10 protein-coding genes are annotated in these 11364 nt (G+C 59.1%); 5 read left to right on the top strand and 5 right to left on the bottom strand.

The window, feature by feature from the left end; genetic code table 11:
- Nucleotides 1-152 precede the first annotated feature (152 nt).
- Entirely contained in the window at nucleotides 153-1451 is a 1299-nt protein-coding gene (locus ACN1C3_RS04480) for an MFS transporter (protein ID WP_419114569.1), read from the bottom strand.
- A 328-nt stretch (nucleotides 1452-1779) separates the two neighbouring features.
- Here ACN1C3_RS04480 and ACN1C3_RS04475 point away from each other — a divergent pair, with 328 nt between their 5' ends.
- Nucleotides 1780-2766 (top strand): FAD:protein FMN transferase, encoded by a 987-nt coding sequence (locus ACN1C3_RS04475; RefSeq protein ID WP_419114588.1) that lies wholly within the window; start codon nucleotides 1780-1782, stop codon nucleotides 2764-2766.
- A gap of 211 nt (nucleotides 2767-2977) precedes the next feature.
- Complete coding sequence (gene sthA, locus ACN1C3_RS04470; RefSeq protein ID WP_419114568.1) at nucleotides 2978-4372, top strand: Si-specific NAD(P)(+) transhydrogenase; 1395 nt, start codon at nucleotides 2978-2980, stop codon at nucleotides 4370-4372.
- Nucleotides 4373-4414: 42 nt separating this feature from the next.
- Here sthA and ACN1C3_RS04465 read toward each other — a convergent pair whose 3' ends face one another.
- Together ACN1C3_RS04465 and ACN1C3_RS04460 are read right to left on the bottom strand one after the other, a co-directional pair.
- Nucleotides 4415-5137, bottom strand: a complete 723-nt coding sequence (locus ACN1C3_RS04465) for a glycerophosphodiester phosphodiesterase (protein ID WP_419114567.1) — start codon at nucleotides 5135-5137, stop codon at nucleotides 4415-4417.
- Between the two features lie 13 nt (nucleotides 5138-5150).
- Nucleotides 5151-5738 (bottom strand): PilZ domain-containing protein, encoded by a 588-nt coding sequence (locus tag ACN1C3_RS04460; RefSeq protein ID WP_419114566.1) that lies wholly within the window; start codon nucleotides 5736-5738, stop codon nucleotides 5151-5153.
- 94 nt (nucleotides 5739-5832) lie between these two features.
- Here ACN1C3_RS04460 and ACN1C3_RS04455 point away from each other — a divergent pair, with 94 nt between their 5' ends.
- From ACN1C3_RS04455 to ACN1C3_RS04445, 3 genes are all read left to right on the top strand, one after another.
- Complete coding sequence (locus ACN1C3_RS04455; RefSeq protein ID WP_419114565.1) at nucleotides 5833-7083, top strand: lipoprotein-releasing ABC transporter permease subunit; 1251 nt, start codon at nucleotides 5833-5835, stop codon at nucleotides 7081-7083.
- Between the two features lie 7 nt (nucleotides 7084-7090).
- The gene (gene lolD, locus ACN1C3_RS04450; protein ID WP_419114564.1) at nucleotides 7091-7774 is read left to right on the top strand and encodes a lipoprotein-releasing ABC transporter ATP-binding protein LolD; all 684 of its coding nucleotides are present in this window, start codon (nucleotides 7091-7093) and stop codon (nucleotides 7772-7774) included.
- A gap of 66 nt (nucleotides 7775-7840) precedes the next feature.
- Nucleotides 7841-9085 (top strand): lipoprotein-releasing ABC transporter permease subunit, encoded by a 1245-nt coding sequence (locus ACN1C3_RS04445; RefSeq protein WP_419114563.1) that lies wholly within the window; start codon nucleotides 7841-7843, stop codon nucleotides 9083-9085.
- A gap of 98 nt (nucleotides 9086-9183) precedes the next feature.
- Here ACN1C3_RS04445 and ACN1C3_RS04440 read toward each other — a convergent pair whose 3' ends face one another.
- Together ACN1C3_RS04440 and ACN1C3_RS04435 are read right to left on the bottom strand one after the other, a co-directional pair.
- Nucleotides 9184-10545 carry a heavy metal sensor histidine kinase gene (locus ACN1C3_RS04440; protein ID WP_419114562.1) on the bottom strand — a complete coding sequence of 454 codons (1362 nt, stop codon included), beginning with the start codon at nucleotides 10543-10545 and terminating at the stop codon, nucleotides 9184-9186.
- Nucleotides 10545-11225 carry a heavy metal response regulator transcription factor gene (locus tag ACN1C3_RS04435; RefSeq protein WP_419114561.1) on the bottom strand — a complete coding sequence of 227 codons (681 nt, stop codon included), beginning with the start codon at nucleotides 11223-11225 and terminating at the stop codon, nucleotides 10545-10547. Before ACN1C3_RS04435 ends, ACN1C3_RS04440 begins: the two co-directional genes overlap by 1 nt.
- Between the last annotated feature and the right edge of the window lie 139 nt (nucleotides 11226-11364).

The following is an 11364-nucleotide window of genomic DNA, read 5'->3' as shown; positions in this document are numbered from 1 at the left end:
GACTCGGGCTGGTCTCAATACTGGACACGATAACCCGGCTTAGCCGCTTAACCTGAACCGCCGTATACGGAACCGTATGTACGGTGGTGTGAGAGGACGGCGGATGTAAATCCGCCTCCTACTCGATCTGCAGATTGCCCGCGATCGATCTGTCAGGCACCGCCGACTACAGACGCCTGGGCGGTGCGCAGCGCATGCTTGTTCCCACGGAACAGCACCAGCGTCGCAACCAAGCCAAGAATTGCTGCACCGCTGAGCCAGATACCGGGCGCCGCTTTGTTGTCCAGTACATGGATCAGGTAAGTGCACGCCGCGGGTGTAAAGCCACCGAACGTGGCAGTCGCCAGGCTATACGCCAGGGAGAAGCCTGTGGTCCGCACTTCAACTGGCATGATTTCGGTCAGGGCTACCACCATGGCGCCGTTATACGAGCCATAAAGGAACGACAGCCACAATTCGACGATCAGCAGGTGGCTGAAACTCGGGTGGGCCACCAGCCAGGACAGCGCTGGGTAAGCGGTCAGCAGCGCCAGAATGGTGGCCGCCAGCAGCAGCGGTTTGCGCCCGATCTTGTCGGAAACCGCCCCCATTACCGGCAACCAGAAGAAGTTCGACAGGCCAATGCACACGGTGACCAGCAGCGCGTCCAGATCCGACAAATTCAGTTCGGCTTTACCAAAGGTCGGGGTGTAGGCGGTGATCAGATAGAACGACACCGTGGTCATCACCACCAGCGCCATACCGCCTAACACCAGCCCAAAGTTCTGACTGATGGAGCGGACAATGTCCTTCAGGGTAGGGCGATGTTTACGTGCCTGGAATTCCGGAGTTTCTTCCAGCGAGCGACGAATCACGAAGATCACCGGCACGATCATGCAGCCGATCAAGAACGGCACGCGCCAGCCCCAATCACCCATTTGTTCCGGGCTCAGCCAGTGGTTAAGGCCCACACCGAGCAAACCGGCGAAGACCACGGCGGCCTGTTGGCTAGCGGATTGCCAACTGACGAAAAAGCCCTTGCGGCCCGGGGTGGCGATTTCTGCCAGATACACCGATACACCGCCCAATTCAACGCCCGCAGAGAAACCTTGCAGCAGTCGACCGAACAGTACGATCAATGGCGCGGCGACGCCAAGCGTGGCGTAACCCGGCACACAAGCGATCAGCACGGTGCCCGCCGCCATCAGCGCGAGGGTGATGATCAAACCTTTGCGGCGACCGTGACGGTCGATGTAGGCGCCGAGGAAAATCGCACCCAACGGGCGCATCAGGAAGCCGGCCCCAAAGGTGGCCAGCGACAGCATCAATGAAGCGAAAGCGCTATCGGCAGGGAAGAAGGTTTTGGCAATGGCCGTGGCGTAAAAGCCATAGACCATGAAGTCGAACATCTCCAGAAAATTGCCGCTGACAACGCGAAATATCGCTTTGCCTTTGCCCGTACTCGAGGACATTTGAAGGTTCTCACTTTGACTGTCTTATTCGGAAATCCCTGGTCTTGACGCATCCCTTTGCCGTAGTCAGGCATTCGCCGTCCTATCGAGCAGTTTGTAACAATATGTGTAACTGAAAGGGTAGGCAACATATAGTTAGCTTGCTGCTTAAACGATAAAGCCATTTAAACGGTGTGATTTAAGCGGGTTTAGCCTAAGCACGATCTAGCGCAGCCGGGTATCTATCGCATAATGCCCGCCCTGCGAGATGCGTACTTGCAGGGCGAGTCAATTCTCTGGAGGTGCAGGTTTGTTGCGTCAATGGCGGATGCAGATGGTCGGTCTCTTCATGGTGGTCGGCACGTTGTCGGGCTGTGGTAAGGGTGACTCGCTGGAAAGTTTCGGCGGTCCGACCATGGGCAGCACCTATTCGATCAAGTACGTGCGCCACAAAGGTACTCCCGGGCCGGCGGAGGTCCAGCAGCAGGTCGAGAAAATCCTCTCCGAGGTCGATCAACAGATGTCGACCTACCGCAGTGACTCGGACATTGAGCGCTTTAACGATTTGCCAGCGAACAGTTGCCAGCCAATGCCTGCGTCGATCCTGCAGTTGGTCCGTGTCGGCGAACAGTTGTCGATCGAAAGCGACGGCTCCTTTGACCTGACCGTGGAACCGCTGCTGAACCTGTGGGGCTTCGGTCCGCAAGCCCGGGAGGAAAAGGTCCCAAGTGCCGAAGCGCTGGCACAGGTCCAGCAACGGGTAGGCCATGCGCATTTGCGAATAGACGGTGATCGGCTGTGCAAGGATGCGCCGGTCGAGGTCGACTTCAATAGCATCGCCGCCGGTTATGCTGTGGACCGGATCGCTGCGAAGCTGACAGCCATGGGCATCGACAGCTACCTGGCTGAAGCCACGGGCGAACTCAAGGCGGTCGGTAAAAAAATCGATGGCTCGCCCTGGCGGGTGGCTCTGGAAGAGCCTCGGGACGATCAGCAAGTGGCCGAGCGGGTGATCGCAGTGGACGGTTACGGTGTTTCAACGTCTGGCGACTATCGTAATTATTTCGAGCAGGATGGGCGGCGCTATTCCCACACCTTCGATGCTCGCACCGGCGCGCCGATCAAACATGCGCTGGCGTCGGTGACGGTGATTCATCCTTCGACGTTGATGGCCGATGGCTTGTCGACGCTGTTGCTGATTCTTGGCCCGCAACGAGGTTGGGACTACGCAGAAAAACATGATATCGGTGCGTTTTTTGTGATTCGTGCCGATACAGGTTTCGTCACACGTACCAGTCAGGCTTTTGATCGCCTGGCGGCCGAAAAAGCCGAGTAATGGCGACCGTGTCGGTGTTTCGCGATAACGATGTAGTGCAGGCAAAAGTAGCCTACGACGCGACCAAGGGTTAATGTGCGCGGCGTTGACGCTTCTATAGACTGTGTCCGGGTTTGTCACTGACCCCAAATTGTTCCTTCATGCCGCACAGGTCGGCATGATTTAGCCGCAGGCGCCTGAGTGGTGCCTCGGCCTGTTCTGAGGAGTATGCATGGCTGTCTACAACTACGACGTGGTGGTGCTGGGTTCCGGTCCGGCGGGAGAAGGTGCGGCAATGAACGCCGCCAAAGCAGGGCGCAAGGTGGCGATGGTCGATAGCCGTCGTCAGGTCGGCGGCAACTGCACCCACCTGGGGACCATCCCGTCCAAGGCCTTGCGTCACTCGGTACGGCAGATCATGCAGTTCAACACCAACCCGATGTTCCGGGCCATTGGTGAGCCGCGTTGGTTCTCTTTCCCTGACGTACTCAAGAGTGCGGAAAAGGTCATCTCCAAGCAGGTTGCCTCGCGCACCGGTTATTACGCGCGCAATCGGGTTGACTTGTTCTTCGGCACCGGCAGCTTCGCCGACGAGCAGACTATCGAAGTGGTGTGCGCCAATGGCGTGGTCGAGAAGTTGGTGGCCAAGCAGATCATCATTGCCACCGGATCGCGCCCCTATCGCCCGGCCGACATCGATTTCCACCACCCGCGTATCTACGATAGCGACACCATCCTGAGCCTGGGCCACACGCCGCGTAAACTCATCGTTTACGGCGCCGGTGTAATCGGTTGCGAATACGCCTCGATCTTCAGTGGTCTGGGTGTGCTGGTAGAGTTGGTGGATAACCGCGGCCAGCTGTTGAGCTTCCTGGACTCCGAGATTTCCCAGGCGCTGAGCTACCACTTCAGCAACAACAACATCACGGTGCGCCACAACGAAGATTACGACCGCGTCGAAGGCGTGGACAACGGTGTGATCCTGCACCTCAAATCCGGCAAGAAGATCAAGGCCGACGCCTTGCTCTGGTGCAACGGTCGTACCGGCAACACTGATCAGCTGGGTCTGGAAAATATCGGGATCAAGGTCAACAGCCGTGGTCAGATCGAAGTGGACGAGGCCTATCGCACCTGCGTGGCGAACATCTACGCTGCTGGCGACGTGATCGGCTGGCCGAGCCTGGCCAGTGCCGCCCATGACCAGGGTCGTTCGGCAGCCGGCAGCATTGTCGACAATGGTAGCTGGCGCTTCGTCAACGACGTGCCAACCGGCATCTACACCATTCCGGAGATCAGCTCGATCGGCAAGAACGAGCAAGAGTTGACTCAGGCCAAGGTGCCTTACGAAGTCGGCAAGGCGTTCTTCAAGGGCATGGCGCGCGCGCAGATCGCCGGTGAGCCTCAGGGCATGCTCAAGATCCTGTTCCACCGTGAAACCCTGGAGGTCCTGGGCGTTCACTGCTTCGGCTACCAGGCGTCGGAGATTGTTCACATCGGCCAGGCGATCATGAACCAGCCGGGCGAGCTCAATACGCTGAAGTACTTCGTCAACACCACGTTCAACTACCCGACCATGGCTGAAGCCTATCGGGTCGCGGCTTACGACGGCCTCAACCGGCTTTTTTGAGCGGCTCCGGCCGGTGGCCTGAGCCGGCCGGGGAGACCGATTTCAGCAATTCTCGAGAGTGGCGCTGGCCAAACCGGGAAAGTCTGTAATCAGGCTATCTACGCCGAAGTCGGCGAGCCTGCGCATAAGCGCGGGTTCGTTGACTGTCCATACCGACACATGCAGACCTTGGCGCTGGGCTTTCTGCAGCCGCTCGGGGGTGCATAGCGTCCAGTTCAACGCCAGAATCTCACAGCCATAACTCTGCGCGACCTTCAGTGGGTCGAGCCAGGCGTATTCGGCGACCAGTCCACGCGACACGTCCGGTGTCAGCTCCAACGCGGCTTTCAGTACTTCCCTTGAGCTTGATGTGATGGTGACCTTGTCCAGCAGCCCGAAGCGCTGGGCCATCTCCCGAATGGCCAGTACCGTCGTCACCGCGCGAGTGCGCGAAGCGCTCTTGACCTCAAGCTGCCAGTGCTCGAAATCGCATTTTTCGAACAGCTCTTCCAAGCGTGGAATCGGGCACGGTTTGATCCAGTCTGGGCCCCCCTTGCGCGCGTCGTAGGTCACCAGGTCCGCGGCCGAATGCTCGACCACCTTGCCGCGCCGGTCGGTGGTGCGCTTGAGCGTCGGGTCATGAATCACCATCAACTCGCCGTCCATGGACAAATGCAGGTCCAGTTCGCAGCGACGTACCCCGTGTTTGAGGCATTGCTGAAAGCTGGCCAGGGTGTTTTCCGGTGCTTCGCCTTTGGCGCCGCGGTGGCCGTAGATAAGGGTCACGGTTCTTCCTTAATTAATTGCCAGACGATTTGTTCTGTTCGCGTGCGAGGCGTCGATCTTGCGCCTGTTTTTGCAAAATATAGCGGGCCAGCAACTGGCGTTGCGTATCCGTCAGGGACTCGAACTCAGTGCCGATCTTGAACGTGCCGAAGCCCTCCGGTTCACAGTGAGTGACCTTGGCCCGCAACAGCAGGCCCAATGCTTGCGGCATCAGCAAGAGCTTGATCGCCAGATGGCTGCCGTGCGGATGGGCGAGGTGATGCTCGAACTCGATGCCGCCTTCAGACAGCACCACGTGCTGCGGCTCGTCGAACTTGTCGAGCACGGTCTGCGCAACTACCTGGCCAAGCAGGTCGATACGTTTGTTCAGCACCTTCAGGTAGGCGGCCATGGTTCGATCGCGTTCGCTGATCTGTCTGAGCAGGTGCTGCGACTCGAATTCGCTCAAATGCAGATCGCTGAGCAAATTGAATAGTGGTGACTCATCCTGCAACACTTCCTGGCCTGCGACTTCGTGGGCAGACAGGGGCCGAATTTCCAGTGCGATCGTGTCCTCGATACGGTAGTATTCGCGGCGATCTTCTTCATCTAATGTCGACATGGCGAACCCATGGTAGCGGCGGTGGTCTGAGTGTAAAGCTGGTTATCGACCCCCGCCACAAGGACGTTCCTCTTTCCTCCGAACAAGCCCCGACATGTTCAGACCTCTCTTCGTATTTATTGGCACGCGTTATACCCGTGCAAAACGCCGCAATCATTTTGTGTCATTCATTTCCCTGACCTCGATGATCGGACTCGCCCTCGGCGTAGTCGTTATGATCGTCGTATTATCGGTGATGAACGGCTTCGATCATGAGATGCGCACCCGCGTGTTGGGCATGGTGCCCCACGCGACCATCGAATCCGGTGAACCCATCAGCGACTGGCAAAGCCTGGCCGCCAAGGTCAAGCAAAACCCACAGGTGGTGGCCGTTGCGCCGTTCACCCAGATGCAGGGTTTGCTGACCAACAACGGCAAGGTACAGAAAGTCCTGCTCAATGCCATTGATCCGGCTCAGGAACGGCATGTCTCGATCATCGATAACTTCATGCAGCAGGGCAAACTGGACGACTTGTCGCCCGGCAGCTTTGGCATTGTTATCGGTGACAAGGCCGCGGCCAAGCTCGGCGCAGGCATCGGTGACAAACTGACCTTCGTTGCCCCGGAAGTGACCGTCACTCCGGCCGGGATGTTCCCGCGCATGAAGCGCTTCACCGTGGTCGGCATCTTCCACGTCGGCGCCGGTGAGCTGGATGGCTATCTGGGCATTACCAACCTTGAGGATCTGGCGCGCCTGCATCGCTGGAAGCCGGATCAAGTGCAAGGCCTGCGTTTGAAGTTCGACGACCTGTTCCAGGCACCGCGCACGGCGTGGAACATTGCCCAGCAGCTCGGCGAAAATCATTACTACGCTCGCGACTGGACCCGTACCCACGGCAACCTGTATCAGGCCATCCGCATGGAAAAAGCCATGATCGGTCTGCTGTTGCTGCTGATCGTTGCCGTTGCTGCCTTCAACATCATTTCCACGTTGGTGATGGTGGTGAATGACAAGAAGGGCGACATCGCGATTCTGCGCACCCTCGGCTCCACGCCGGGGCAGATCATGGCGATCTTCATGGTCCAGGGCACGGTGATCGGTGTGGTCGGTACGCTGATCGGTGCCGTGGTCGGGATATTCGCCGCGTTGAATGTCAGCGCCGCGATTTCCGGTCTGGAAGTCCTGATCGGGCACAAATTCCTTAACGCCGACGTTTACTTCATCGACTACTTGCCGTCGCAACTGATGGCCGAAGACGTGTTGATGGTCTGCGGCGCCGCGTTGGTTCTGAGTTTCCTCGCCACCCTGTATCCAGCCTGGCGTGCCGCGCGCACCCAGCCTGCGGAGGCGCTACGTTATGAGTGAATTGGGCATGAGTGAAAAAGCAATCTTGAGTTGCCGCCAGCTAGGCAAGTCCTACGAGGAAGGCCCGGAGTCGGTGGTGGTGTTGTCCGGTTTGCAACTGGAGCTGCATCCCGGTGAGCGCGTGGCGATCGTCGGCACTTCAGGTTCCGGTAAAAGTACCTTGCTCAACCTGTTGGGTGGCCTCGATACGCCATCCTCAGGCAGTGTCTGGCTGGCCGGCGAAGAGCTTTCGGCGCTCAACGAAAAGGCCCGCGGCCTGTTGCGTAACCGTTCGCTGGGCTTCGTTTACCAGTTTCACCACTTGCTGCCCGAGTTCACTGCGCTGGAAAACGTCTGCATGCCGCTGTTGATTGGCCGCACGGCGATCCCGGAGGCCCGTCAACGTGCGACGGCCTTGCTGGACCGGGTAGGGTTGGGTCATCGCCTGGAGCACAAACCTGCGGAACTGTCCGGTGGCGAGCGCCAGCGTGTCGCCATCGCCCGTGCATTGGTTAACAACCCAGGTCTGGTGATGCTCGATGAGCCGACCGGCAACCTCGATTCGCACACGGCCCAAGGCATTCAGGACCTGATGCTGGAGCTCAGCACCTCGATGCGCACCGCATTCCTGGTGGTGACCCACGACATGAACCTGGCCCGTCAGATGGATCGCGTACTGCATTTGCAGGAAGGTTTCCTGACACCCATCTGACAGACCAAAACCCGGTGTGACTGAAAAGCGCGTCGGGTCTTTTATTTTCATACGGTGCCCCAGCGAATGTTCAGACCGTTATCGATTTTTATCGGCACGCGCTATACCCGCGCCAAGCGCCGCAATCGCTTTGTTTCGTTCATCTCGATGACCTCGATGATCGGCCTCGCCCTCGGTGTATTGGCGATGATCGTGGTGCTGTCGGTGATGAACGGCTTTCAGCGCGAAATGAGCTCGCGCATCCTCGGCATGGTGCCCCACGCGACTATCGTTGGGGTCAATCCGATCGATGATTGGCAACCGGTGGCCGCCGCCGCCATGAAGAACCCGCAAGTGACGGCCGCGGTGCCGTTCACTGAAATGGAAGGCATGCTGTCCTACAAGGGCTCGATGCAGCCGATCCAGATCAGCGGCGTCGACCCGGCTCAGGAAGGCAAGGTCTCCATCGTTGCCCAGCACATCGTGCAGGGCCGTCTGGATGCCCTCAAACCGGGCGAATTCGGGGTGGTGCTCGGTGAAATCACCGCGCGACGCTTCCGTTTGAACGTCGGCGACAAACTGACCCTGATTGTCCCGGAAATCAGTTCCGCGCCGGGCGGCATTACCCCGCGCATGCAGCGCCTGAATGTGGTCGGCGTGTTCAAGGTCGGTGCCGAGCTGGACGGCTCCATGGCGCTGATTCACGTCGCCGATGCCGCACAAATGCAGCATTGGGAGCCCAATCAGGTACAAAGCGTTCGTTTGGCGGTGAAGGATCTGTATGCCGCGCCACAGGTGTCGACGGATATCGCCAATGGGTTGGGTACCAACTTCAAGGCGGATGACTGGACTCACACCCAGGGCAGCCTGTTCAGTGCGATGAAGATGGAAAAGACCATGATCGGTCTGCTGTTGCTGATGATCGTCGCGGTGGCGGCCTTCAACATTATCGCCACCTTGATCATGGTGGTGAACGACAAGGGCGCGGACATCGCGATCTTGCGCACCATTGGCGCCACGCCTCGGCAGATCATGGCGATCTTCATGGTGCAAGGCACCGTGATCGGGATCGTCGGTACCTTGATCGGCGGCGTTCTTGGTGTGATCGCGGCGCTGAATGTGAGTGAAATGGTGGGTTGGCTGGAGCGGGTCAGTGGGCAGCACATCTTCAGTTCCGATGTGTACTTCGTCAGCAACCTGCCGTCCGAACTGCAAGGCTTTGATGTGGCGCTGATCTGCTCCGCAGGTTTTATCCTGAGCTTCCTGGCCACGGTGTATCCGGCTTGGCGCGCGTCGAAGATTCAGCCGGCGGATGCGTTGCGTTATTCGTAAGCAGGTATGCCGCTATCGCGAGCAAGCTCGGCTCCCACAGGTTTTGCATCGCCCTTGTGGGAGAGAGCTTGCTCGCGATAGGGCCGGTGCTGTCGGCATCAATCCACCTTTGGCAACTCAATCACAAACCGAGTCCATCCCTTATCCGATTCGCAATGAATCTGCCCGCCATGGGCGCGGATGATCGACTGGGTGATCGCCAATCCCAATCCCGCATGTTCACTGCTGCCTTCGTGGCGCGCAGGGTCCGCCCGGTAAAAGCGATCGAACAAGCGCGGCAGTAACGCCGGGTCAATCCCGCTTCCGCTGTTCTCGATGCTCAGGCTCAAGCCCTTGGGTTGATCAACCGCTCGCACCCGCACCTCGCCGCCCGCCGGGGTAAACCGCAGCGCGTTGTCCAGCAGGTTGGATAGGGCGCGACGCAGCATGCTGCGGTCCCCCGCAAAACTCGCGTTGCCTTCACGGGTCAGGCTGATCCGTGTTTCTTCTGCCAGCGGCGCGAAAAACTCCAGCAGTAAGTCCGCCTCGTCCCCAAGCTCCAAAGGCTCTCGTTTCGGGATAAGCAAACCATGATCGGCTTTGGCCAGGTACAGCATGTCGTTGACCAGTTGTGCCATCCATTGCAGCTCTTCGAGGTTACTGTGCAGCGCTTCGCGATAGTCTTCCAGCGGCCGTGGGCGGGTGAGGGTGACCTGGGTGTGGGTCAGCAGGTTCGAAAGTGGTGTCCGTAGTTCATGGGCGATGTCGGCTGAAAACGCCGAAAGCCGCTGGAACGAATCGTCCAGCCGCTCAAGCATGGCGTTGAAGGTATGGGCCAGTTCGGCGAGTTCGGCCGGCAGTTGATCGTGGGGCAGGCGTTTGGTCAGCGAGCTGGCAGACACGCTGGCAGCGACTTCGCTCATGCGCCGCAGTGGACGCAAACCGCTGCGCGCCGCCCAGGCACCCAATAACGCAGTAGCGAGCGCCGACAGGCCAACCGTCAGCCAGATCAAGCGCTGCATGCGTTGCAGGAAGTGTTGGTGGTGCGTGATGTCGAGCATCAAGGTCAATTGTGGAGAATCCGGTTTATCCGGCTGCAGCGCAGCGCGGTAGACCCGGTAAGCGGTGCCTGCACTTTGCAGGCTGTGCAAGCCGGGTTCGCTCGGCAAGTCGGCGGGCAGGGCGCTTGAACTGTCGAACCAGTCGCTGCCATCTGCTGCGCTGACCCGCAGCGACAGGTCTGGTTGATGGCTGAGTTCATCCTGCAACCGGGCTGTGCGTTCAGAGAAGCGGGCCTGGTCGTCGGCGCCTTGCAAGGCACTGCGCAGTGCGATCAGTTTGCTGTCGAGCAGTTGCTGATCGAGCTCGATGAAATGCCCCTCACTGGCGCGACTGAAAAGCACGCCCGCAAACAACGAAACCACGGCGGTGCAGGCGGCAAACAACAAGGCCAGGCGGCTGCTTAGAGACAGTCGGCGCATCAGCACGGGCGCTCTTCAAGGACGTAGCCCATGCCGCGCACGGTATGAATCAGTTTGTTTGGATAGTCATCGTCGATCTTCAGGCGCAAGCGTCGAATCGCTACCTCGATGACATTGGTGTCGCTGTCGAAATTCATGTCCCAGACCTGTGAGGCGATCAGCGATTTGGGCAGCACTTCGCCTTGGCGGCGCAACAGCATTTCCAGCAAGGCAAACTCCTTGGCGGTGAGGTCGATGCGCTGCCCGTTGCGTTCGACCCGGCGGCGGATCAAGTCCAGGCGCAAATCGGCCAGTTGCAGGCTGGTTTCTTGAGGTGTGGCGTTGCCGCGGCGCAACAGACTTCGCACGCGTGCGAGGAGTTCGGAGAACGCGAAGGGTTTGACCAGATAGTCGTCGGCGCCCAGTTCGAGGCCATGCACGCGGTCTTCCACGGCGTCGCGGGCGGTCAGAAACAGCACCGGCATGTCCAGGCCAGCGCTGCGCACTGCTTGCAGAATCTGCCATCCGTCGCGGCCGGGCAGCATCACATCCAGGATCAATAGCGCGTAATCGCCGGTCAGTGCCAGGTGCTGGCCAGTGGTGCCATCGGCTACCAGTTCGGCGTTGAAACCGGCTTCACTCAGTCCTTGGCGCAGGTATTTCCCGATTTTCGGTTGGTCTTCGACGATCAGCAGTTTCATGGGCGACTCATGGCAAACGGACGGGAGCTTTATACCGTGGGCGGCTGCGATGTGGCGCAACCTGACAAAGTTGTAATCTAGCAGTCAGCTGGCTGGCAGCGGGGTGGCTTTAGAGTTTCCCACAGGCTGAACCTCATCT

Origin of the sequence: Pseudomonas sp. H11T01 (genome assembly GCF_048515765.1) — a bacterium.
GTDB lineage: Bacteria > Pseudomonadota > Gammaproteobacteria > Pseudomonadales > Pseudomonadaceae > Aquipseudomonas.
This window is presented reverse-complemented; position numbering and strand designations above follow the sequence as displayed.